Below are 24,182 nucleotides of genomic sequence, written 5' to 3'. Positions count from 1 at the left end.
CGTCCCTCGACGACAAAAGCCCCGGTCCTTGTGGCCGGGGTTCTTCTTAGGCGACGTGCTTGCGGGCTTCCGCTACACAGTCTCCGTATTCTTCGGGCAGTTCGTTCGTAAGGTTGGCTTCCTTCGCATCGAAGTGGGCCAAGACTTCCTCGACCAAGAACAGTCGAGTGCGGCCCCGATATCGAACGGTTCCGGGCCACTTGTAGAAGGCATCTTTGTTTACACGCCAGTAGTGGAGACAGACGTACTCGATACAGTCCGCGAGGGTTGCCCACTTCGGGTGGCGGTCGCGGGTCCAGTCTTTCGGGTACATCGGGAAACTCCAGCTATTACGGTGGCCTGTAATTCGCTGTAGTAACTCCCACCATAGGCCGACGAACCGTGGTCCGTAAAGCTCTAATTTTGCACAACTTTTAGGGGGTTTACTTTCCGGTAGAGTAAAAGAGCTAGTTGGGGACGCCGGACCCAGTTATACTCGGTGCACCACGAATACCTGCCCCGCCTACAGACTTCGGTTTGTGGCGGGGTTTTCCGTTTCCAACACCAATCGCTCCCCAATAGACGTCAAAAAACGGGCGCGCCCTTTATTTGATCGGTCGTTCCCCAATAGACTGCAAATATTACGCGCGGGTTATAATTTATAACCCTCCCAAAGAGCGTTATAAAAACTAACGCTCCAGCACCAATCGCTCCCAGTCTTCCACCATCTTCCTGCGAACAGGCAACAGGTCGGACTTGTTGTAAATCCTGGCCACACGGGAAGAAGTCGAGGCAGCGACGTGGTTTAGCAGACGGTCCACCGAAGACGGATCGTAGCCAAGGTCCGCCAGATGTGTAACCACAGTCCTGCGCAGATCATGCAACCGAAAGTCGGGCAGCTCTGCTTCCCTCCGAACCCGTGCGAGAGCCTTGTCGATGCCTTTGCTCGGAGCTTTGCCTGTAGTGCTAAAGACCCACGGTCCTTCGGGTGCCAATTCCAGTGCGTCCTGTAAGACTTCCACGGCTCGGTCGCCCAGAGGAATTCGCCACGGCAATCCGTTCTTGTTGCGGTCGCCTGGAATTTCCCACAGAGCATTTTCGAGGTCCAATTCTTGTTTACGCATCGACAAAACCTCATTGCGCCGACCAGCAGTAAGCAACAACACGGTGAATGCGGGTCCGTAGGGATAGGGCATCTCCTGTAGCACAGCGTAGACTTTGCGGGTCTGTTCCAGCGACAGGTAGTCGTCGCGGATGCGAGTTTGGGCAACCCGAACCCCAGCCAAGACGTCTTCGCACAGGTCCCTTTCAGACATCCATCGCCAAACTGGCTTCGCAACACGCAGCAACACGTCCGCGGTCGCAGCTTTCTTGGGTCGCAGTTCATCGGCCGCAGACAACAGTTCGGCTTTCGTAATAGACCGAACATCCCGAGCCAGGAGGTGGGACAGGTGCAGCCGCATGGTGCCAAAGTAGTGCTTGGGGTTCTTGAGGTGGGCGAACCCTTGGGCTTCGGCTTTGGCCAAGGCGTCGGCAAGCGAGAGTTGGTTTGCAGCGCGGGTCGGTGCGTGGCCCAAGGCCAACTCGCCGAATACCCTCTGGGCGGCTCTCCGAGCGTCGGCCAAGGTAACGGCTGGCCACTTACCCAATGTGTGGCGCTGGCGGATGCCTTCGTGTGTAAACCGAAGGGTCCACGAAGCTGCGTTCTTGTTCCCCCGCAACAGCAACCCCGGCACAAGGTCGTCTACCAATTCCTTCTGGCCTTTGGGTGGCAGGTTCTTGGGGATGTTCGTCTCTGTTAACCGCAAAGCTGTACTCCTGTAATTGGAAGAGTTTATATTTTATAAACTCATAGGGGCGAACTAGGGGCGACAGACCGCCCAAAGTGTAACCCGTGGAAGTTCCAGCTCGAAGAAATTACGCGCACGACAAACGAAAGTAAAGCCCTGTAAAATATAGCGCAAAAGGGGTTTACTTCCGCTGTCGCCAGTCGTCGGTCGTCTAAAGCGTTTCTTATTCGTAATAGGTGTAGCCGTTGATCGAGTCGCGATAGGCGCTCATCAGGGTTTTGCGGTCTTTAGCCATCAGAGTACCGGTCGAGATCGCCTCGTCCACCATTTTGCGGAACGCGGCGACGCAATCCTGCGGGTCGAACTCGACATAGGACAGGACCTGACTGATCGTGTCGCCCTCTTGTTCGTGCAGCAGATCGAACCCACCATCTGCGCGCAGGTCGATGGTGACGACGTTGGTATCGCCGAACAGGTTGTGCAGATCGCCCAGCGTTTCCTGATAGGCGCCCACGAAGAACACGCCCATCAGGTATTCCTGATCTTGGGGCAGGGAATGCACCGGCAGGCTGGGCGAGACGCCATCGGCCAGAATGAACCGGTCGATCTTGCCATCGCTGTCGCAAGTGATGTCAGACAGAACCGCGCGGCGGTCCGGGGCCTGGTTCAGGCCTTGCAGCGGTACGATCGGGTGCAGTTGATCAATGGCCCAGACATCGGGCAGGGACTGGAACAGCGAGAAGTTGCAGTGGTAGATATCGGCGACTTTCTCAAGCTGATCGTCCACGTCTGTGTCCAGCCCATCACTGGCGGCAAGGGCTTTGACCCTGGCCATCAGCGACAGATAGATTCGCTCTGCCCGTGCCATCTGGCGCAGATCGACATAGCCGCGCCGGAACAGCGCGCGCAGTTCGTTGCGGTAAAAGTTTGCGTCGTTCCAGCATTCTTGCAAACGTTCGGTGCTGAGATACCCGTTGATTGCGGCAAGGTCCGAGACCAGATGGTGATCGTCGGCTTCGACCTCAGGACCGTTGGGCGCATCATACAAAGTGCTTTCCAGCACGTTGAACACCAACATCGACGATGTTGCCACGACAGCACGTCCGCTTTCCGTGACTAGCGTAGGGTGATCCACCTCAGCCTCGTCCATCGCATAAGCCACGGTTTCGACGACATTGGCGCAGTATTCCTCGACTGTGTAGTTGATCGAGTTCTCGGCGGCCTTCTTCTCACCCGTGTAATCCACGCCCATACCGCCGCCGAGGTCCAGATGGGACAGCGGCACGCCTTCGCGCGTCAGTTCGGTGTAATAGCGGCAGGCCTCACCCACGGCACGGCGCACGTCGTTGACGTCCTGCACCTGAGAGCCCAGATGCGAATGCTGCAGCTTCAGACAATGCAGCAGACCCGCGACTTTCAACTTGTCTACCGTGGCGACCAGTTGGTCAGTGTTCATGCCAAAGGCAGAACGGTCACCCGAGCTTTCTTCCCACTTGCCACTGATCTGATTGGTCAGTTTCACCCGCACGCCGATAAGGGGTTCGATGCCCAGCTCTTTATAGACCTCGATCACCGTGTCGGCCTCTTTCGGGCTTTCCAGCACGATGACCGTGTTGAAGCCGATTTTGCGGCTGAGGATGGCCAGTTGGATGAACTCGGCATCCTTAACGCCGTTGCAGACGATCAGCGCCTCGCTGGCCAGACGGTGCGCCAGTGCGACCACCAGTTCGGGTTTGGACCCGGCTTCGAGCCCATAGTTGTATTTCTTGCCGAACTCGACGATCCGGTCGACCACCTGCGCCTGCTGGTTCACCTTGATCGGGAAGACACCACGATAGTGGCCCTTGTAACCAACGCGTGTGATCGCGTCGCGGAAGCTTTCGTTGATATGCGCAATCTCGTTTTCCAGATACGAGCTGATGCGCAGCAACATCGGGGCCTTGATGCCGCGTTCGTCCAGATCCTGCAGAATACCAGGCAGGCTAATTGCTGCGGCCTCGGGCACCAGCGGATTGCGCAGACCGATCTCGCCCCGCTCCGTCACCTCGATGAGGCCTTTGCCCCATTTCTCAACCCCGTAGATGGAATGCGGTGCGTCGGGCGTCTGTTTCAATCAGGTCAGTCCTTGCGATTAGTGTGCCGGTTTCGCGCCCGCCAATACGGCAGCTCTTTGATTCTTCCAAGTGTAATCTATGTGACGGGATTTGCCGAGTTTAGGCCGAGGCATGAATGGGGATCAGGTGATTGTCCCATTGACAGTCTGGTCGGGCCGAGATGTGGGCCTTGGATGTCAGCTCACCGACAATCCCGGTGCCGGTGGTAAAGACGAATCCCTTGGGGCCAGGGCCAAGGCCGCAGACGTCCGCTAATGGGAAATTTCCATTCATTTGGCCATCCGCGACGTTGAATTGGTGCAAGGCGTTGCCGCGCGGGCAGGTGATGGCGACCGAGGTTCCATCCCCGGCAAAGGCAACACTGCCCGCATAGCCTTGCAGTGTGCTTTGCGCGGTATCAGGAGCCGAAAGCAAACGCGGCGCTTCCCCCCGACGGTGCAGGCCCAGCAAAGGGGGGTGTTGCGTCTTGCCCCCCTGCCATTGCATCGCAAAGGCCACCAACCCGTCGTGCCGCACCGCCAGATGGCGGATCGAGTTCTTATGCATCGCGCGTGGCAGTTCAACCTGCTCCAAAACCGTGCCGGACAAATCCAGATAGGTCAGCCGTGGCTGCATTGTTGGCAGGTTCAGCTTGGTGCGGCCCGTCTCGGGGTGAGTTTCAATGCCACCATTGGCGACGGCCAGCGTCTGACCGTCTGGCATCAGTCGCATGTCATGCGGGCCGATCCCGCCCGAGGGGAACTCACCCATTCGGGTGTAGCCGTCGGTGTTCCAGACGCTAATAATGCCGTCACCGGCCTGATAATCGTTTTCTGTGGCGAAGAGACGGGTACCGTCGGGGGAAAAGACGCCATGGCCATAGAAATGGCGAGCTTCGGGGGCGTTCAGCCGGGTGATTTCGGTGCCTGTGGCACAGTCAATGACCACCGCAAAAGTGCCGGGGCGGCGGGCAAAGGCCACGGCCTGCGCGCGATGTGGATGGGCCGCCGCCGCATGGCCGCGCGCGGGCAGGGGCAGGGAAAACAGAATATCTCCGCCCGTATCCAGACCGGCCAGCCGATAGCTTCCATCCGGAAACAAGGCCGCGGCTAGGTAATCCGGCGAACCAACTGATGCCCACCCACGTATCGGCGTAAGGCTGGTGGCCGCCAGACCGGCCAGGAAATGGCGTCGGCTGGGCAAGGTTCAGTCCCCGTCCAGTGAGTTGAACCCGGCGCTGATTCCCAGTGTCGGACCCAACTCAGTTGAGGCAATTGTGCGGATATCATTGATCGCCTGCTGCAACGCCTCGATTCTAAAGCGACTCTGGGGCGTGGCGACTCCGGCCAACGCCGGATCGTCCAGAGATTGCGCGCGGGTGACGGCCTGGTCGAAGGCGCTGTCCAGATTGGCGGCAATCTCGGGGTGGTCAACCGATAGGCGCGCGGCCATATCACGCAGGGCAATCAGCGACAGTTCCACATGGCGCAGCGAGCGTTCCGACCGGCGCGCCTCGGCCCGGTTAGGGCGGGGTCGGTCGAAGGTGCCCATAGGGCGGCCAAGGCGGGTGTCGCCGGTGAATTCAAGACCGGTCATCAAAGCCTTGTAGAGTTCCTGCAAGGCCTCGTCATCCGATCGGTAAGGGCTGTTGTCGCCCGGCTTGGTCAGGGCTGTTGAATAGCTACCCCAGTCCGCGTTCATCGCGCGGGCATTTCGGTCGATATCGGTGGTGATTGCCTGTATCAACGCGCAGCGATAGGGCGCGCTGCCCTGATCTGCAAATTTGGGCTCAAAAAGCATCTGCTCTAACGCAAAGAAGCCACGCCCGGCGACGGAGGTCTCGGCAAATTCTTCGGGGCTTTCGACAGCCGCATCCTCGGTTGCAATCAGCCCAGACAGTGCTTTGGGAGTGAACCCTTTGGTGTCCGGCCAGAAAGCCAACGCAAAGGCACGGTCGGCCACCTCGGACGGACCAAAGCGCAGATGACTGACCGAGATCCAGTCGTCAAAGGCCTTGTGATACGCGGCCCGCAAGTCGTGCGAGCTAGGGGTGCAATCGGTTTGTGCTGTCTGCGTCAGCGCCCCAGTCGCTTCGGCTAGTGAAACAAAACCGGGCAGGATGTGACCTTCGACCGTGCCCATCAGGATCGGTCCTCGGTCCTGCGCCAGCGCAGTAAAGGGCACCGTCAAAGCAGCAGCAGCAACAAGGATACGCATAGGTCAGAGGCTTTCCAGAAAACGGATCAAGGCATCGCGATCAGGTTTGGGCATGGCGACGACGTCGTCCCGGGCTGCCTGTGCCTCACCCCCATGCCACAGCACGGCTTCCAGCAAGGATTGCGCCCGACCGTCATGTAGGAACTGGGTGTGGCCCGAAACCTGCTCGGTCAATCCAATCCCCCAAAGCGGTGGTGTCTTCCATTCGCGGCCCGTGGCGCGGCCTTCGGGGCGGTTGTCGGCCAGACCTTCGCCCATGTCGTGCAGCAGTAGGTCGGAATAGGGCCAGATCAACTGAAAACTCTGTTCGGGCCGATCTGACATGCGATGGGTGACGAAGGTCGGAGTATGGCAGGACGCGCATCCGATTTCGTGAAACACTTGCTTGCCGCGCAGCACCTCAGGGTCTTCCAAGTTTCGCCGGGCTGGAACACCCAGGTTGCGGCTGTAGAATGCGACCAAATCCATGCCGATCTGGTCGATCTCGAACTCGCGCACGTCGCCGTCGCCATGCGGAGCGTTCACACAATCAACCTGAGCGTTGGTGCAATCGCCGTGGCTGGCGGGGTAGAGGGGGCTTGAGATGCCGATATCACCGGCAAAGGCCGCCGCTGATTGTTCCATGATCGTGGGCATCCCGGCCTTGTGCCCGAACCGGCCCATCATCGGAGCACCGTATTCCATCGCCCAGACGATATTAGGCCGCCCGGAAATACCATCCCCATCCGCATCATCGGGATCGGCATTGGCCAGCAGGTCTTCGATCGGGATCGCTTCGAGCAACCCGAGGCCGATCATCTGCGGTGCAACGCGCGGGCTGAGCATGGCGTCCGGATGCAGCGGACCATAGCCAAGTTCAGCTGCAGTGTAGGTCGGTTTGCGCAGGGTTACGATTGCGCCATCCGACAGAGTGACGGGAACGTCTTCGTAAGTGATGTCCAGACGATATTCCGCTGGATGGCCAAGTAAGGCCAGATCCTGCATCTGGCCGCCATAATTCGGTTCGGGCTGGGTGGCGATATAGTCTTCTATCTCGTCATAATTCACGCCACCGGGGATCGATACCCGCAGGAACATCGAAATCGCATTGTCATCCGGACCGTTAGGCGTGTGCCCACGTCCGTCCTTGATGTGGCAACGCTGGCACGAACGGGCATTGTACAGCGGGCCCAGCCCGTCCGAGGCCAACGTAGAGGCCGGAGAAGATACCCAGATTTTCCGGAACAGGCCGTTGCCGACCCTGAAGTCCAACTCTTGCTCAAAGCTCAGATTGCCTGAGGGCTGAGAAAATGCGTCGGCATCGGAACGGGCGCGGACGGTGGCGGCGCCGGCAGGCAGGTCTTCGAAACTTTGGGGGATACTGAAATCTGCTGGAGGGGCGGTCACATTCGCGATGCGCGCGCGCTCATCCTCGGTCCTGGGTTCGAAATTCAGGTGGAGATCCCGCAGCTCGGCTGCTGGGGCTTGGGTGACCGCAAGGGCGGCCACCGACAGGATGATGAGGCTATTCGTCCTCGTCCATTTTCGATGCGTTGAGTTGCGCATAATTGGCTTCGCCAATCCTTTCGTACAGGTCGAGCTGCGTTTCCAAAAAGTCGATATGACTTTCTTCATCGCTCATCAAATCTTCGAACAGCGACATAGAGACGTAGTCACCCGCCTCGCGGCAATAATCACGGGCCTCGGCGTAAAGCGCGCGGGCTTCCAGTTCCGCTGCCAAATCGCATTCCAGTGTTTCCTTAGGATTCTGCCCAATCCTTAGGGAGTTAAGTTTTTGCAGGTTAGGATGGCCTTCCAGAAAAATGATCCGCTCAATCAGCTTGTCCGCGTGTTCCATTTCTTCGATGGATTCTTCTCGGCTTTTCTTGGCCATATGGCCAAGCCCCCAATCGTCCTGCAGGCGGTAATGCAGCCAATACTGACTAACGGCCGTCAGCTCATGCCGCAGAGATTTGTTTAGATACTCTATGACCTTGGGATCGCCCTTCATCTGCGTTCTCCTGTGTGGCTCCGGCGCGTAGGGCGCGGAGTTGGATGGGTACTTCCAGATTATCGTTCGATCGCATCGTGTCTAGGAAAAGCGGCATGCAGCCGCCACAATCCGCCGATTTCCCAAGGGCGTGATAGATCTTTCCCGGAGTAATGATCGCTTGTGCATCCGACGCCCGCATCCAGTCGATAGCGGCGAGAATATCCTGGTCAGATATGTTTGTGCAGTGACATACGATCATGGCGAATCGGCTCTTACTTCTTTTCTTACTTAATTAGTAAGTTATTAACTTCGGGTCCAGCGGTTAATTAACGCGCTGCATATCCGCATTGCGTGAATGAAACAAAAAGCCTCCCTCAATGAATGAGAGAGGCTTCTTCCCCAAAAACCGTCTGGTTTCGCGATTTGGGGATGAACGCGTTACTCTTGTCGCATTGGCTGAGTAATCTGAAACCAGTTCCCAGCAGCCGCTCTTTCACGTGTAATTGATAGTTCGCTATACTTGGTATCCTGGCCGGTTTTCCCTTTGTGAAACAAAGAGTAGCAGTCGATGAACCAGTTTTCGTCGCCCCAGTCGACAAACTCCTGCAACACTAGCTCAAGGGTTTCCGAACTGTCGGCCCATTCCTTTGCCCAAGCGCCTGAAACTTCAGGGTCACGCGCGTGCACAGTCACTTTTTCGCCGCCCTTTTTTTGGGGCCTTTTCGCGAGTTTAAGGTTGCTGTGATGAATGAATGCGTAGCCGCCCGGGCGTAGGGTTCGCTCAATCTCCGCGAAGTAAGAATTCAGGACGCCTCGGTCACAGTGAACCAGAGAATCGTAAGAGAAAATGAAATCCACGGACTGGTCCGGTACACCCGGGAGCGTCATGCCGTCGTTGACAATGTAATCAACGTGGTCGCAGCTAAGATCGAGGGTTTTTACGTGCTCGATACAGTTTTCATTTAGATCCACAGCCGTCATGTGATCTGCGAACGCGGCAAGGTATTTGGTCCACCGGCCATAGCCGGGTGCGATTTCCAGAACGGAACTGGATTTTTCTAAGAAAGGAGATAGGCGCGGCCGGAGGTGAAAATCCCAGTGAACCTCGCTGGAACCCCAACCTTTTGACCAGGACTCGCCGTGGCTAACCTTGTCTTCCCAGTGGTCGTGGTTGCCCCAAATCTTTTTGTTCCAATCGAGTGTAGGCATGGCTGCTCCAGTTACAGTGTTGGTTATTGAGTAGGGGCGAGGTGATAGCTAACGCTGAATTTACCCTCTGATCTCCCTAGTCCAGAAACAAAGGCATCTAGGCAGAAAAAAAGCGCCGTTGCAAACGGCACTTTTCGTTTTTTGGGGTGCACCTGTAAGTCCCTAATCTGCAATCCACTTTGGTGCTGACAAGTTCAGGGACAAGCGGATTAGAGGCTTGCCAGTGCAGCCAGACAGATCAATTGATCACTGAAAGACCGCGTTCGGGTTATCCAAGCTGTCGGAGCCTTCGAACTCGATCTGATCCAATTTCAGTGCGTCTACGATGCGTTCGATGGTTTTTGTCTGATCAATCAGACCGTTGACGCCGCCCATGATCAGCACTTCGCCGCCTTCGTTGCCGCGTTCAAGCATCTGGTCATAGGCGAAACCGGCTTCGGCGGTCGATTTCAGACGGCCCAGAGCCTGCATGGTGTTGGCCAGCTTGACCTTCATTTCGGCGTCCAGTGAAGGATCGGACGAGACCACCAGATCCGACAGCGAAGCACCAGTAACAGGAGTGCCGTCGATGCGGGTGTAGCTGCCCAGATAGACGTTCTGAACACCCAGGCCATCGTAGTAGTGGCTGTTGTGGGTGTTGTCCGAGAAGCAATCATGCTCTTCCTCGGGATCGTTCAACATCAAGCCAAGGCGCATACGCTCACCCGCTTGTTCGCCATAGGACAGTGAGCCCATGCCCGTCAGAATGGCGCTGACACCGGCGGTTTCATCCACGGTCAGGGCGGCGCGAGCTTCACCACCTTCGGCCCACTGAGCAGCCATCCATTCCAGATCGCTGACCAGAAGGGCGGTTGCAGCGCTCAGGTATTGGGCACGGCGATCGCAATTGCCGCCGGTGCAGGCGTCACCCTGAACGTAGTCAGTATAAGGGCGGTTGCCAGCGCCCGAGCCGTGACCGTTTAGGTCCTGGCCCCACAGCAGGAATTCGATGGCGTGATAACCGGTGGCAACATTCGCCTCGATCCCGTCAGCTTCGTGCAGGGTTTCGCCCAGCAGTTCCGGAGTGATTTCGCTGGCGTCGATGGTTTCGCCCGACAGCTCAAAGCTGGGGTTGGCGATCACGTTTAGCGCGGCAAATTCGTTTTCATCGGTCGGACCACCATAGGAGGCATCGACATAGTCTATCAGGCCTTCGTCCAGTGGCCAGGCGTTCACTTTGCCTTCCCAGCCATCTACGATGGCGTTGCCAAAACGATAGACCTCGGTTTGCTGATAGGGCACACGCGCCGCGACCCAAGCAGCGCGGGCCGCGTTCAGGGTGGCATCCGAGGGCTCGGCGATCAGGGCATTCACAGCCTCTTGCAGCGATAGGGCCGCGATCAGACTGTCATCATATTTGGCCTCGGCAATGTTGGCGTAGGTGTTTAGAATATCGGCCTTCGACGGCGCGTCGGCCGCAACGGCTGCGGATGCGATGCCAAGGGTTAAAATGCTGGAGGCGGCGAAAAATCGGGTCATTGAGGCGACACTTTCCTATCAGAATACATTCCTGCACCGCTTACACGGCGCATGCGATGTGATAACTGAGTGAAATAGTAAGAAAAGTCAACCTGAGTTTTATTGTCGGGTAAGTGCGCAATTCTGTATACTCCCCATTATTAGTGGGGCGCTGTATTCGGTGCCAAGATTGCACGGGATTTTAAACATAATAGAATAATCCCGGTGATTCCTTGGCGAGTGGTGCCTGTTTATGAAAAGCGTAGCTTTCGCTCTGACCCTGATTTCTGCGATTGTTCTTTTGCAGGCTCGTTCCGCTGCTGCGCAGGATCATGTCTCGGGTCGTCTGGATATCGCATTCTCCGAAGCTGAGTTCACCCTGTCGCTTGCAGTGCCCGCCGCTGATATCCTTGGAACCGAAAAGCCGGCAGAAAACGACGAAGGGCGAACTTCGGTGGCCGTCGCCATTTCCGACCTGTCCAAACCGCTGGAGCTATTCGCTGTGTCAGAAGAGGCAGAGTGTTTCACGACGATGGCCAATGTCACGCTGTCGGCTATTGGGCTGGGGCAAAACACGGACACCACGCAAACGGACCGTGATGACCACAACGAGTTTCAGGCCGAATACCTGATCCAATGCCAGAATATCAAAATGGTCGAGACTATCCGCTTTGCGTATTTTGAACGTTTTCCAAAGGCTGAAAGTTTGACTGTACGGGTCGATCGGGCGGGTCAGAGCCGTACGCTGGACGTCACGCGCGCGGCCTCAGATCTATCGTTCTGAAAAAGCACGTTGGTTCAGCTCGGCCCCGCGTTACGACTTAATCCTCAAACCGCACGGACAGGGTTTTTTGTGTCGCCACGCTTTGGCAGCACAGGATCAGCCCGTTGTCCACGTCTCGATCTTCCAGGGCCATCCGGTTGCGCATATGAACCGTGCCGTCCTCAAGGTGGGCGACACAAGCGCCACACACGCCGGATTGGCAACTGAATGGAGGGTTCAACCCTGCTGTAAGGGCGGCGTCAAGAATGGTTTGCCCGGCGGCAACGGGCACGTCCGAAACCTTACCGCCAAGCCTTATTCGGGCGGTGGCTGCTATGCCGGTTTCGCTCAGGTCATCTGGCGCGTCCCCGCCGAAACTTTCCATGTGGATGCGGTCGTTCGGAACATCGAGATTCCGCAGCGCTGTCCGGATGTCCGAATTCATGCTGCCGGGGCCACAGATCCAGTAATGAGAATCCTGCGCCACCGGCGGCGTTTCGGTGATCGCTGCCTGAATGGTTTCTGCATCCAGTCGCCCCGTGTGCCAGTGTGTAAACCAACTGAGCAAGGATGGATGCGACAGGACGTGGCGCAGGGTGAACCGGTCCTGGTATTGCGTCTGCATCTGCTCAAGCTCATCCCGGAATATGATGCTGTTTGCGTTGGTATTGCCAAAGACCAGATGGGCCGCGGAATGGGGCTCATCGGCCAGAACGGACTTGATCATCGCATAAAGCGGCGTGATGCCGCTGCCAGCCCCAAAGAAGTAATGGGTGCGGCGTTTCATGGCCCCCGGCAGCAGCGTGAAGTGTCCAAAGGGGGGCATCACCTCGACTTTGTCTTCGGGCGACAGGCAGTCTCCGATGTGGTTGGACACGATCCCATCCTTAACGCGTTTGACCGTGATGCGCAGCGCTGAGCCCGGCGGGTTCGAGATGGTATAGCTGCGTCTTTGCTCCGCACCGGCAATCTGGAACTTGACGGTCAGATGTTGTCCGGCTGTCCATTTAAACAGGTCAGTCAGATCAGGCGGGACGTCGAAAGTGACACTGGTGGCCGCGCCGCCGATCTCTTTGCGGGTGTCAGACACGGTCAGGGTATGAAAGTCACGTTGCATAACAGGGTCCCGTCATCGGTAATCATAAGTCGTGGTCAAAGACCGGATCACAGTACCGCCAAGATACGGCGCAAAAACGAACGTGTCCGTCTGCTGCATTCTGCCGCTGTATCCCTGCCAATCATAGTCGACATCCGTCACTGCGGTGACATGCGACACACCATCCTCGGTTCGCGATGAAAGCACGGGCGCGGACCGGGCGGTTTCTGTATAGCCTTCCAATGCTTTCGCGATCTCAGGGTCTTCTGCGTCGGTGTCATCGGCAACACGGTACGAGAACACATCGTCCGGCTGCCCCATCCCATATTTGAGGATGATCTGGTGTGTGGCGTCGGGGTGCCAATCGCTCCAGGTGGAAATCAGGCTTTGTTCATCCTGTGTCTGAAGGATGCGTGCGGCGATGTCTTCTGGCGCGTCGGCTTGCGCCGTCAGCACCAGAGTCGAAGCAAGCGCGACGCCGATCAGGGTGGCTTGAACTGGTTTCATGATCATTCTCCGCGGGGCTCAGCTGCATCCATAAAATCCAGCACCGCCTTTTGGTGCTGCGTGATCGGGCTTTCGCCGATCCCGGCGGGGCCGATTTCCAAAAAAGGGCTTTTCAGCGATTTCTGCTGTTGCTCGCAGGCATAGATATCCTCGGTCGTAAAGTCGCCCGAGGCCATTGGGTCGTCTGCACCTGCGGCATCGTCGCCTTGATATTTAGGGCCGCCGAAGTCCTTCCAGAAGTTCCAGCTTTTCCACTGCTGTTTCTGAAAGGCCCAGTCCGAAGCGTTGGCCAGCTTCGTGCGGTTTTCGATCCGGGTCAGATCGGGGGCCAGCGGGGTGATGATGAACAGGTTCCAGCTTTCTTCACTGGCGCCAATACCAATCCCAGGAAACAGCATCGGAACCCATGCGCCGGTATGCGGTTCGGGGATCGTGCGGGGCATCGGAATATTGGCTTCATGATCCTTCGCATACGCCTCGGAAGGAGGTTCCCAAAAGTGGTAATGCGGTCCCTTCCATCCGTATTCGGCCTTGGCATGATCATACATGTGTAGCGTATTCGAATGCAGATGGCTCAGGTGATAGACGTCGATGTAATTCTCGACAACGATCTTCCAGTTGGCCTTGATTTCATAGCTGTTGTACCCTTCCTTGTACTCAACCAGCTCTTCGGGCTTGTGCGGGCCAAGCAGGGGATCGACCTCTCCGAACCATTCGGCAAGGGTGGGGGCGTCCGGGTCCGGATGTACGAACAGCATGCCACGCCAAACATCCACGCTGGCCGGTTTGAGGCCAAGACAGGATTTGTCGACGCCGCTGGGGAATTCGGAGGCCTCATCCGGGACCGAGATCAGATTGCCCTCAAGATCGTAGGTCCAGTCGTGATATGGGCAGGTGAGCGCCTTTTGCGTTTTGCCGACCGCGCGGATCAACTGAGTGCCCCGATGACGGCAGATGTTGTAAAAGGCGCGCAGCCGGTGATCGCGGCCCATGACGATGAACAGATTGTTCAGCCCGGCCTGAACCGACAGGTAATGCCCAGGCCCCTCGATATCTTCGACCAGTCCGGCGAAACGCCAGCTGCGTGAGAAAATCTGGCGCTGTTCCCGGTCGAACCAGTCCTGCGAGGTATAAGCCTCGACCGGCAGATGGTGATACATTTTGGTCATCTTGGCACCTTAAGCTAGAAGATGGGCATATTGAGGAAACAGGCTGGCGGCGATCATCATCAGACCCAGCACAGCCCACAGGCCGACGATGGCCCAGAACAGAACCGGGTCGTCGTTGCGGTTGATCTCGAACACCAGAAAGGCCTGTCCGGTTAAGATCGTCGGGACGATCCACCAGACAAAGAGCAGCCCCCAGACCCAGTAGAGACCAAGCACTGTCGCTACCAACAGGATGGGCAGGGCAATGTAGTTGGCTGTGCGCGTCGGGCTCATGATTTGCCCTCCAACGTTGACGCCAGCAGAGATGCGGCGAGTTTCAATTCCGCACGCCATGCTTCGGGCGGCTCCAATGGGGACAAGGCGTCCATGCTGACAAAGATTGCTGATATGCCCTGTGTCACGGCGCGAATGCTTGCATCCGGGGCCATAGGGGCCGCACGGCGCAGGATTGCCTCGACCACGTCGAAGAATTCCGTGAGGCTGTCCATCAGGCCTTGCCGCAGGTCCGGGCGATCCGGGACTGTTGTCACCAGTGCCTGATAAGCCAGCATCAACCGTGGATCGGTTCCGGCGTCTTCCGAGAATAGCGCATCAACAAGATCCGAGGGTGTCGCTGTTTCCGGCAAAAGATGGCGCAATCCATCCAGCGATGTTGCAAAACCGGAAATCACGTAATCGGCCAGTGCCGTTATCATTTCATCCTTGTTTCCAAGGTAGTGGCGTAGAAGCGGGCGCTTAACGCCAGCTTCATCGGCAATCCGCGCCTGGGTCGCACCCTCAAGCCCGAACCGCGCTACGCAGGTCAGATAGGCGTCCAGTATTTCATGGGATCTTTGGTCTTTTAGCGAAGGTCTGGGCATCACGGTCTCGTTTATTGTCACGAATGACAAATAATCGAGAAATATACATTGTCAACCGTGACAATTTAATTTCGAACTGAGGGCGGTGAAAATCCGATCTCAGTTGGTGGTGATGAAAAGCGGAAGAGGTCGTCAGTTTCCCCCGGCCCGGTCGGGCTGCATCTGTAATTTGTGGGAATGTTTGGCCGTTAAGCGGTCACGCCACGGCCAAGCACAGGTCATATGTTCCCTTAAACGGGGTCGAACGCAAAATTGGTTTCGGATTTCTGACCGGACACAGACTTGCTGGGCGCGCCCGACACGTAGACCTCTTCAATCGCACGATCGTCGCCCATCATCTGAAGGACGAACAATTCTTCTGAAAGACTCCTAACACGATCCATGCGCAAGGCCATGGCGGGTGTGCTGCGAGCGTTCAGGACAACGACATCCGCCTCGGTTCCGGGGTCGAGATTGCCGATTTTGTCTTCCAGGCCCAAAACGCAGGCATTACCGCGTGTCGCCCAGTGGAAGGCTTGCAGGGGGTGCAGAGCCAATCCTTGCAATTGAAGGATTTTGTACCCTTCGTTTAGGGTCTGCAGCATCGAGTAGCTGGTGCCTGCACCAACATCCGTTGCGATCCCGTTTGAGATACCGCGCGCACTCAGGCCTGCATGATCAAACAGGCCGCTGCCCAGGAACAGGTTCGAGGTCGGACAGAACACTGGATGCGCACCCGTTTCGGTAAGAGCGTTGATCTCGCGCGTCTCCAGATGGATTGAGTGGCCCAGCAGGGTCTTTTGCCCCAGCAGGCCGAAAGACTGATAGACATCCAGATAGTCGCGTGCCTGCGGATAAAGCTGCTTGGTAAAGGCGATCTCATCCTTGTTTTCCGAAAGGTGCGTCTGGATATGGCAATCCGGATGCTCCTGCGCCAGTGCTCGAGCCATTGCCATCTGTTCCGGCGTTGACGTGATCGCGAACCGAGGGGTGATGACATAGCCGTTGCGCCCTTTGCCGTGCCAGTCGGCAATCAGGGCCTTGGTGTCATCGTATCCGGTTTGCGGCGTGTCCTGCAGCCCTTCGGGCGCGTTGCGGTCCATCAGGACCTTGCCGCCAAGCATGCGCATGTTTCGTCTGGTCGCTTCGGTGAAGAACGCATCCGCTGATGTCTTGTGGACCGAGCAATAGGCCACGGCGGTCGTAGTGCCGTGGGTGACGAGTTGATCGTAGAATGCCCGCGCCATATTCGCGCTGTGCGCATCCGAGGCGAAACGAGTCTCTTCAGGGAAAGTATAATTGTTGAGCCAATCCAAAAGCTGTGCGCCCCACGAGGCGATCACCTGCACCTGCGGGAAATGGATATGGGTGTCGATGAAACCGGCCGTCATCAGATGCGGGCGATGATCTGTGATCGGCACATCCCCGGCTTTCGCACTAACCTCGGCGAAGGGGCCGGTATCCTGAATGATTCCGTCCTGGATCAGCAGGGCACCGTCCTCAAGATAGGTATACGCGCCTGAGTCGTCGCCGCTCTGGGGTTCGCGATGAAAGGTCAGCAGACGACCGCGAAGCAATCTCTGTGTCATGAAAGGTCTCGTTTGTAGGATAGGAAAAGAGTGGCGGGGCAGCCCTGCGACTGCCCCGCTATGGATCAGGCCTGTTGTGCAGGCGAGTCGTCGTCGATCAGATCCGGCTCATCGGGTACGATCACACGATGCTCAAGATCCTCTTTGGGTGCGAACATCGGGTATAGGTAGAGGAATGCGCCGATGATCAGGTAACCGATAGTGATCCCATCGAACTGAGGCATCTGCAGCGTGTAGGAATGGATGATCCCCACGGCCGACATCAGCCCACCTGCGACAGCAAACAAACCCGCCATCCGGAAGCGACCGTCAATCACGTCGGCCACGATGGCACCCCAGATCAGACCGGTGATGATCGCACCTTGGCTCAGGGCAAGGTGACCTTCGTAATGGGCACCTTCCATCAACAGCGCTGCGGTCAGACCTTCGTCACCAAGTGATGGTAGACCTTCAACACCGGTGCTGCGCAGAGCGTTCATCAGCGATCCCCACTTGACCATCAGGAAGGCCGAGATGTGAGGCAGGATCGCAAAGGACACCGCAGCCATGTGCATCGGCTTCACAGCCCAGGCCGTGTTGGTGATCAGGCTGACCGATACAAAGACCAGTACGGGTGCTGCAGCGGCGATCGGGATCAGACCTGCCAGGAAGGACAGGAAACCCAGGAAGGCGGCAGCAGCGATGACGACAGCCACGCCGACGATGTAACCCGCATGCGCATCAAGCCGCTTGTACGCCGGATGACCGATGTAAACGGTTGTCGGGAAGGGCGAGCCAAACAGCGCTCCCAGAATGGTGCCCGCACCATCTGTCACCTGGCACAGTCCGACCGGGTAGTGGTCGCCTGCGGCCTCGGCCGATTCCACGTTGTTCATGGTTTCGATGAAGTTGTAAATCTGCACGGGGATCAGCACCAGGAACAGTTCGGGGTTAGCGAACAGGTACTGCACACCGGCGATGAGATCACCGATATAGGGAATTGGCGGGTAGAAGCCGATGCCGCTTACGTCGATTTTGGATTCACCAAGGATGATGGCAATCACCGTACCGGCGGCAATCGCGACCAGACCGGCCGGAACATTGCCCGGAAGGCGGAAACGCCCGATCAGACCCCAGAGGATAAACAGCAGCGAGGTAAAGCCGATGATGGGGTTTTCGAACACCTCGGCCAGCGGTACGGAACCGATAAAGACCAGCGCGATGCCACAAAGCGTACCCAACATACCGGCACGCGGTGTGATCCGCTTAAGGTACGGTCCCACAAGCGCGCCTAAGGCTGCAACGATGCCGCCCATAAAGCCAGCGCCGATGCCAACTTGCCACGCAAGCATTGGATCATTTGTTGCCCAATAGATGGGACCGATCACACCGAAAAGATAGACGAACATCACTGGCGTCGAGATGCCGTAAGGCAAGGCGGTTACGTCCTTGCCCTGAACAGTTGCCGCCCACTTGGCGAGCAATGTATAAACCGCGACACCGGCCAGGATCGCAACGGCGGCACCGGGAACGATGCGGCCAAATACAATCTCGGCAGGCATCTGAAACACGAATTGGCAGACCCCGGAAAGGATCAGCAAATTCACTAGGTTGTCAGTAAATAGCGCCCAGAATGCGCTGAAGTCGCTGCGGGTAAACAGCTTGTATTCGTAGGTCCTCCCGTCCATGACGGTCTCCTCCTCTGATGTGACCGGAATGGCCCGACAGATGTCAGGCCGATCTCCCTTTCCGGTCGTGATGGTGGCCCAGCAGGGGCGCCTGGTTTGCCCCGGTCGGGGCGGTCGCGGCAGTTTCAGAGGTCAATTCAGCCATCACCTCGGCCACCACAAAGGCGGCGATGACGCTGGGCCGCTTGTCGCGGCTACCGCTTGCCCCAATGGGGCATTTCAAATGTTCGATAGACTGTCCGTCACAATTTTTGTGCGCCCAGTTCCGTAGTTTCACACGCTTGGTGGCAGAGCCAATCATCCCCACATAAGCGGCGTCCTGACGCTCCAGCGCGGCAGAGGTCAGCAGGAAATCCAGCCCGTGATCGTGAGTCAGAACGATAAAGGCACTGCCCGCAGGCGCCCCCCAGATATCGGATTCCGGGAGCGCGCTGACCCGGGTTTCGACATTTGCCGTACAAAGCTCGACCTCTTCGGGTCGGGTGTCGACGAGGATGCAGCGCACAGGCAGATGCTGAAACTGATTGGCCAAAGCGCGCCCCACGTGGCCCGCGCCCATGACATAGACATGGGGCAAAGCTTCTTCGCGCTGGGCGGCACGTTCGGTCGCGGCCCATTTGTCGGACGCACGCATACGGGTCAGTTTCATTTCGACTCGCCCGCCGCAGCACTGACCGATTTCCGGGCCAAGGGGCACATCTAGATCATGATGCAGCACCCCATCGCGCAGCATGTCGCGCGCGGCGTTGATGGCCATGAACTCTAGCTGCCCACCGCCGATGGTTCCCAACAGCGCCCCAGTTGCCACGAACATCTCGGTCCCTTCGTTGCGCGGCGATGACCCGCGCACGCGGGTCAAAGCAACGCGGATCACGCTGTGCTGCGCGGACAGAAATTCGTTCAGGGTACCGGGGACAGCCATGGCTTAGGGCCCCGTTTGCAGCCGCGAAACAGCCATCAGGACTCGTTCGGGCGTGGCTGGCGCGTCAAGGCGCGGGCATTCCCGATAGTCAGCAACCGAAGCCACGGCCATCGACAGGGCCTCGAGCACCGAAATGCCCAGCATGAACGGCGGCTCACCAACAGCTTTGGACCGTTTGATCGTCAACTCACGGTTTTCCGACCAATCGGCGAGGTTCACGTTGAAAATACGAGGACGGTCTGACGCCAGCGGGATCTTGTAGGTCGACGGCGCATGGGTGCGCAGACGGCCTGCATCGTCCCACCACAGCTCTTCAGTGGTCAGCCATCCCATGCCCTGAATAAAGGCACCTTCGACCTGACCCTTGTCGAGCACAGGGTTCAGTGAGCGTCCGACATCGTGCAGCACATCCGTACGTTCCACCCGGTACTCACCGGTCAGGGTGTCAATTGTCACTTCCGAACATGACGCGCCGTAAGCGTAATAGTAGAACGGGCGGCCTTGTCCCTTGGCCCGGTCCCAGTGGATTTTCGGCGTTTTGTAGAACCCAGCTGCAGACAGTTGCACACGCGCCAGATAGGCCTGCTTGATGAACGTGTCGAAAGGTAGAACCTCTTGGCCGATATGCACCTGATTGGCGAGGAAGGTTACGTCCTCGGGAAGAACATCCCACGTTTCAGCGGCGAACTTCACCAGACGGGCCTTGATCTGCTCAACCGCGTTCAACGCCGCCATCCCGTTCAGATCGGTCCCGCTGGAGGCCGCAGTGGCCGACGTGTTGGGAACCTTCTCTGTAGTCGTTTTGGTGATCTTGATACGGTTGAAATCAACCTGGAACGCCTCGGCCACGACCTGTGCAACCTTGGTGTTGAGGCCTTGCCCCATTTCGGTGCCGCCGTGGTTCAGATGGATCGAGCCGTCATTGTAGACATGCACCAGCGCGCCAGCCTGATTGTACCAGGTCGCAGTGAAGGAAATGCCGAATTTGACCGGCGTCAGCGCGATGCCTTTTTTCAGGATCGGCGATGTCTTGTTGAATTCGATGATCTCTTGCCGGCGATTGCGATATTCCGATGTCTCTTCCAGTTCTCCGATCAACCGGTCAAGGATGCTGTCTTCGACCTCCTGGTGATACGGGGTGATGTTGCGGTCCGTGGTGCCGTAGAAATTGGCCTTGCGAACATCAAGCGGGTCCTGCCCGGTGGCATAGGCGATCTCTTCGATCATCCGCTCGGCCGCGATCACGCCTTGCGGGCCTCCAAACCCGCGGAATGCGGTATTCGAAACCGTGTTGGTTTTCATCGGACGGCTGTTCAGTCGCACGTTTGGATAGAAATAGGCGTTGTCCGCGTGGAAAAGTGCCCGGTCGGTCACAGGGCCCGAAAGATCGGCCGAGAACCCGCACCGCGCAGCAAAGCTGCCTTCAACCGCCTGAATTCGACCATCGTCGTCAAAGGCGACGTCGTAGTCGATTACGAAGTCATGGCGTTTACCGGTTGCCGTCATATCCTGATCCCGGTCGGGGCGGATTTTCACGGCGCGGTTCCACTTTTTGGCGGCCATAGCAGCGACCGCGCAGAACAGGTTCATCTGGCTTTCTTTGCCGCCAAATCCACCACCCATGCGGCGCACATTGACCACAACGGCGTTGGACGGCACGCCTAGGACATGCGCCACCATATGCTGCGCCTCGGACGGGTGCTGGGTGGAGCAATACACGACCACATCATCGTCTTCGCCCGGAATGGCAAATGCGATGTGACCTTCGAGGTACATGTGATCCTGACCACCAACTTTCATCCGGCCTTTGATCCGGTTCGGTGCTGCCGCCTGAGCTGGTGCGACGTCGCCGCGTTCCAGCTTGAGCGGCGCTGTGACATGGGGATATCCAGCTTCCTGCGCGGCAATCGGGTCCAGCGCATGGGGCAGGGCTTCGTAGTCAATTTTTGCCAGTTCCGCTGCGCGGCGCGCAATGTCGCGGGTTTCGGCAACGACGGAAAACAGAGGCTGACCGTGAAACTGAATGGCATCGGTCGGGAAAACCGGCTCGTCATTCAGATGTGTCGGGCTGATGTCGTTGACCCCTGGCACGTCCTCCGCGGTCAGTACGCCGACAACGCCGGGTGTGGCCAGAACATCGGTGAAATCAATGCCCAGCAGCTTGGCATGGGCGACGTCGGAGACGCCGAGATATGCGTGCAGCGTGCCTTCGGGCTGGGCAATATCGTCGGTATAGTCGGCCCGTCCTGTGACGTGCTTGATCGCACTGTCATGTTTTACGTTAGTGTGGGCTGATCCAATGATGGAAACGCTATCTTTCATTTTGCCGTCTCCTAATTACGCGCAAGCCAGTTGAACGGGGGTGTCGGTTTTGGCGTCGTTTTCCAGGAAAAACCGACGCAGCAGGTTCTGGGCGGTCAGCATTCGGTAGTCAGACGATGCACGCCAATCGGTCAGAGGAGAGAAATCCTGTGCCAGCGCCACAGCGGCGGCTTCAAAGCTTTCGCGCGCCCAGGGTTGACCGTTCAGCGCCGCCTCAGCGGCAGCGGCACGCTTGGGTGTGGCGGCCATGCCGCCGAATGCGATGCGCGCATTGCTGATCGTGTCGTCCGTGACCGTCATGTGGATGCCCGCGGCAACGGAAGAGATGTCCTCGTCACGACGCTTGGAAATCTTGTAAGCCGCATCCAGATCGTTGGGGCCGGGCAGGGGCACGTGGATGCTTGCGACAAACTCATCGGGGTGGCGATCTTGCTTGCCATAGTCGATGAAGAAATCAGCCAGAGGCAGCGTGCGGCTTTCGGAACCGCGCCGCAGTGTGATTTCTGCGCCAAGCGCGATCAGAACCGGAGGCGTATCCCCGATGGGGGAGCCGTTGGCGATATTCCCGCCAACAGTTCCCATATTCCGCACCTGCCACCCTGCGATGCGATCCCAATAGGAGGACAGGTGTGGCAAGTGCTCGGACAGGAGTTCCTGGCAATCGGTGTAGCTGGCGCCAGCACCGATCAGGAGGAGGGAACCCTGTCTTTCGACTGTTTTCAGGTCTTCGAGATGACCGGTGAAGATGGCAGGCCCGATGTTGCGCAGGAATTTGGTGACCCAAAGGCCCACATCAGTCGCACCAGCAACGATTGTGGCCTTGGGGTAGGTTTGCAAACACTCGGCAAGATCATCCACGCTGGACGGGATAATGCTCAGGTTGTCCTCTGGGCCGGATATCACACGCCGTCCGTCTTTGAGGGCGGCCAGACGTGCGATCATGGTTTCACGTTCGGTGTTCAGGTGGTCCGATGCCGGGGTGCCATAGCGGCTGACGGCAACGGCGGCACGGATGATCGGTTCATATCCGGTGCAGCGGCACAGGTTGCCCTGCAGCGCGGTTTCGACTTGTGTCTCGGTTGGCTCAGGGGTCTGCATCCAAAGCGCATACAGCGCCATGACGAAACCCGGCGTGCAGAAACCGCATTGGCTGCCGTGGTGATCGATCATCGCTTGCTGAACCGGGTGCAGGCGACCGTCAGGGCCGGACAGGTGTTCCACCGTCACGACGTGACAGCCATCGACCGAGGCAAGGAACCGAATGCAGGCATTCACGGGAACATAGGCCAGACCTTCACTGCCAAGCCGTCCAACAAGCACGGTGCACGCGCCACAGTCGCCCTCGGCGCAGCCTTCTTTTGTGCCTGTCAGCCGACGCTCCAACCGCAGGAAATCCAGAAGCGTCTGGTCTGCTGATACGTTTGGAACGGACACATCCTTGCCATTCAGGACAAATTGGATGTCGGTGCGATGCGTCATGGTATTCTCCCTATGCCCCTGCCTGTCAGGTGGGTGATCGGAGGGACCATAGGCGCAACGATTGAGTCTTAAAATCGCCGGAAACGGCAAATACTTTCAACAGAACGTTGAAAAAGAAAACGCCATGGCGCAGTCTTTCCGCAAGTGGAGGATCGAATGTCGTACATAGAAAGTCTGCGCGTCTTTGTCAGAGTGATGGAACTGGGCAGCATTACGTCCGGCGGGCGGGACCTACGGCTAACCCCGGCGGTGGCCAGCAAACGTTTGAAAGAGCTTGAGAACCATTTGGGCGTGCGGCTGTTCAACAGAACAACCCGGTCGATGACGCCAACCGAAGTCGGATCGGTTTTTTATGACGAGGCCAAGGCCGTTCTGCTGGCGATTGATAACGCAGAAGCACGCGTCGCCAGCTTTTCGGACGCCCCCCGAGGCGCCATTCGCATCACCGCACCGCTGGGTGTTGGGCGTAGAATCGTTGCGCCACTGGTGCCGGATTTCTCGGATCTCTACCCGGAAACAGAGATTCGCATGCGCCTGTCCGACCGCAAGGTGGACATAATGGCCGACGGTTTGGACATCGCGTTCTTTATTGGCGAGCCCGGTGATTCCACCATGAAACTGCGGAAATTCGCGGATTGCGATCGCGTGCTGTGTGCGTCGCCGGAATACCTGTCGAACTTTGGTGTACCTAAAACACCGGATGACCTGCTGCACACCCCTCACAATTGCCTGTTGTTGCGGTATCCCAGATCACCAGAATACTTTTGGACCCTCAACACCGATATGGGCCCGCGAAAGCTAGAGGTTCGTGGCAAGTACGATGCCGATGATGGCGATGTGCTGACGGACTGGGCCCTTGCCGGTAAGGGTATCGTCAACAAGCCACGTTTCGACGTGCGGGAATATCTTGAGGATGGACGGTTGGTTGAGGTCCTACCGAAGACCCCCCCGTTGCCGACGATTTTCGGGTGTCTTTACCCGCATAAAAAGCTTCAGGACCCCAAGGTTCGTCTTTTCGTTGAACATATCGCGCAGCGCAGCAAACGCTTTTTCGTACAAGGCTAAGAAACAA

General features: G+C 57.7%; 22 protein-coding genes. 2 read left to right on the top strand and 20 right to left on the bottom strand.

Annotation, left to right across the window (positions count from 1 at the left end):
• Positions 1-46: 46 nt before the first annotated feature.
• The 10 genes from ACR0DT_RS12770 to ACR0DT_RS12725 all read right to left on the bottom strand — a co-directional run bounded on the left by ACR0DT_RS12770 (position 47) and on the right by ACR0DT_RS12725 (position 10,778).
• Entirely contained in the window at positions 47-313 is a 267-nt protein-coding gene (locus ACR0DT_RS12770; RefSeq protein WP_480711119.1) for a hypothetical protein, read from the bottom strand.
• A gap of 355 nt (positions 314-668) precedes the next feature.
• Positions 669-1,787, bottom strand: coding sequence for a tyrosine-type recombinase/integrase (locus tag ACR0DT_RS12765; protein ID WP_480711118.1), 1,119 nt, complete (start codon positions 1,785-1,787; stop codon positions 669-671).
• Positions 1,788-1,992: 205 nt separating this feature from the next.
• Entirely contained in the window at positions 1,993-3,882 is a 1,890-nt protein-coding gene (gene speA, locus ACR0DT_RS12760; RefSeq protein ID WP_480711117.1) for a biosynthetic arginine decarboxylase, read from the bottom strand.
• A gap of 100 nt (positions 3,883-3,982) precedes the next feature.
• Positions 3,983-5,065 carry a DUF1513 domain-containing protein gene (locus ACR0DT_RS12755; protein ID WP_480711116.1) on the bottom strand — a complete coding sequence of 361 codons (1,083 nt, stop codon included), beginning with the start codon at positions 5,063-5,065 and terminating at the stop codon, positions 3,983-3,985.
• 3 nt (positions 5,066-5,068) lie between these two features.
• Positions 5,069-6,079 carry an imelysin family protein gene (locus tag ACR0DT_RS12750; protein ID WP_480711115.1) on the bottom strand — a complete coding sequence of 337 codons (1,011 nt, stop codon included), beginning with the start codon at positions 6,077-6,079 and terminating at the stop codon, positions 5,069-5,071.
• A gap of 3 nt (positions 6,080-6,082) precedes the next feature.
• On the bottom strand, positions 6,083-7,624 hold the full coding sequence (locus tag ACR0DT_RS12745; protein ID WP_480711114.1) for a di-heme oxidoreductase family protein: 1,542 nt from the start codon (positions 7,622-7,624) through the stop codon (positions 6,083-6,085).
• Positions 7,584-8,069, bottom strand: a complete 486-nt coding sequence (gene bfr, locus ACR0DT_RS12740; RefSeq protein WP_480711113.1) for a bacterioferritin — start codon at positions 8,067-8,069, stop codon at positions 7,584-7,586. Before bfr ends, ACR0DT_RS12745 begins: the two co-directional genes overlap by 41 nt.
• Positions 8,017-8,310 (bottom strand): (2Fe-2S)-binding protein, encoded by a 294-nt coding sequence (locus ACR0DT_RS12735; protein WP_480711112.1) that lies wholly within the window; start codon positions 8,308-8,310, stop codon positions 8,017-8,019. The genes bfr and ACR0DT_RS12735 overlap by 53 nt, the downstream gene beginning before the upstream one ends.
• Before the next feature lie 179 nt (positions 8,311-8,489).
• Positions 8,490-9,260, bottom strand: coding sequence for a class I SAM-dependent methyltransferase (locus ACR0DT_RS12730; protein WP_480711111.1), 771 nt, complete (start codon positions 9,258-9,260; stop codon positions 8,490-8,492).
• 246 nt (positions 9,261-9,506) lie between these two features.
• A complete protein-coding gene (locus ACR0DT_RS12725) occupies positions 9,507-10,778 on the bottom strand; it encodes an imelysin family protein (RefSeq protein ID WP_480711110.1) in 1,272 nt (423 codons plus the stop codon).
• A gap of 232 nt (positions 10,779-11,010) precedes the next feature.
• On the opposite strand from ACR0DT_RS12725, the gene ACR0DT_RS12720 reads away from it, so the two are divergent.
• A complete protein-coding gene (locus ACR0DT_RS12720) occupies positions 11,011-11,541 on the top strand; it encodes a ZrgA family zinc uptake protein (protein WP_480711109.1) in 531 nt (176 codons plus the stop codon).
• Positions 11,542-11,578: 37 nt separating this feature from the next.
• Here ACR0DT_RS12720 and ACR0DT_RS12715 read toward each other — a convergent pair whose 3' ends face one another.
• The 10 genes from ACR0DT_RS12715 to xdhA all read right to left on the bottom strand — a co-directional run bounded on the left by ACR0DT_RS12715 (position 11,579) and on the right by xdhA (position 23,110).
• On the bottom strand, positions 11,579-12,637 hold the full coding sequence (locus ACR0DT_RS12715) for a 2Fe-2S iron-sulfur cluster-binding protein (protein WP_480711108.1): 1,059 nt from the start codon (positions 12,635-12,637) through the stop codon (positions 11,579-11,581).
• Between the two features lie 12 nt (positions 12,638-12,649).
• Positions 12,650-13,123 (bottom strand): hypothetical protein, encoded by a 474-nt coding sequence (locus ACR0DT_RS12710; RefSeq protein WP_480711107.1) that lies wholly within the window; start codon positions 13,121-13,123, stop codon positions 12,650-12,652.
• Between the two features lie 2 nt (positions 13,124-13,125).
• On the bottom strand, positions 13,126-14,292 hold the full coding sequence (locus ACR0DT_RS12705) for an aromatic ring-hydroxylating oxygenase subunit alpha (protein WP_480711106.1): 1,167 nt from the start codon (positions 14,290-14,292) through the stop codon (positions 13,126-13,128).
• 9 nt (positions 14,293-14,301) lie between these two features.
• A complete protein-coding gene (locus tag ACR0DT_RS12700) occupies positions 14,302-14,565 on the bottom strand; it encodes a hypothetical protein (RefSeq protein WP_480711105.1) in 264 nt (87 codons plus the stop codon).
• A complete protein-coding gene (locus ACR0DT_RS12695; protein WP_480711104.1) occupies positions 14,562-15,152 on the bottom strand; it encodes a TetR/AcrR family transcriptional regulator in 591 nt (196 codons plus the stop codon). Before ACR0DT_RS12695 ends, ACR0DT_RS12700 begins: the two co-directional genes overlap by 4 nt.
• Before the next feature lie 230 nt (positions 15,153-15,382).
• Positions 15,383-16,720, bottom strand: coding sequence for a guanine deaminase (gene guaD / locus ACR0DT_RS12690; protein ID WP_480711103.1), 1,338 nt, complete (start codon positions 16,718-16,720; stop codon positions 15,383-15,385).
• A 65-nt stretch (positions 16,721-16,785) separates the two neighbouring features.
• Positions 16,786-18,387 (bottom strand): xanthine/uracil/vitamin C permease, encoded by a 1,602-nt coding sequence (locus ACR0DT_RS12685; RefSeq protein WP_480711102.1) that lies wholly within the window; start codon positions 18,385-18,387, stop codon positions 16,786-16,788.
• 43 nt (positions 18,388-18,430) lie between these two features.
• A complete protein-coding gene (gene xdhC, locus ACR0DT_RS12680; protein ID WP_480711101.1) occupies positions 18,431-19,309 on the bottom strand; it encodes a xanthine dehydrogenase accessory protein XdhC in 879 nt (292 codons plus the stop codon).
• Positions 19,310-19,312: 3 nt separating this feature from the next.
• Positions 19,313-21,631 carry a xanthine dehydrogenase molybdopterin binding subunit gene (xdhB, locus tag ACR0DT_RS12675; protein ID WP_480711100.1) on the bottom strand — a complete coding sequence of 773 codons (2,319 nt, stop codon included), beginning with the start codon at positions 21,629-21,631 and terminating at the stop codon, positions 19,313-19,315.
• Between the two features lie 15 nt (positions 21,632-21,646).
• A complete protein-coding gene (gene xdhA, locus ACR0DT_RS12670) occupies positions 21,647-23,110 on the bottom strand; it encodes a xanthine dehydrogenase small subunit (RefSeq protein ID WP_480711099.1) in 1,464 nt (487 codons plus the stop codon).
• A gap of 156 nt (positions 23,111-23,266) precedes the next feature.
• On the opposite strand from xdhA, the gene ACR0DT_RS12665 reads away from it, so the two are divergent.
• Positions 23,267-24,175, top strand: a complete 909-nt coding sequence (locus tag ACR0DT_RS12665; protein ID WP_480711098.1) for a LysR family transcriptional regulator — start codon at positions 23,267-23,269, stop codon at positions 24,173-24,175.
• Positions 24,176-24,182: the final 7 nt, after the last annotated feature.

The organism is Ruegeria sp. BI11, from assembly GCF_056538005.1.
The sequence above is the reverse complement of the archived record's forward strand: the minus strand, read 5'-3'. Positions and strand labels throughout refer to the sequence as shown.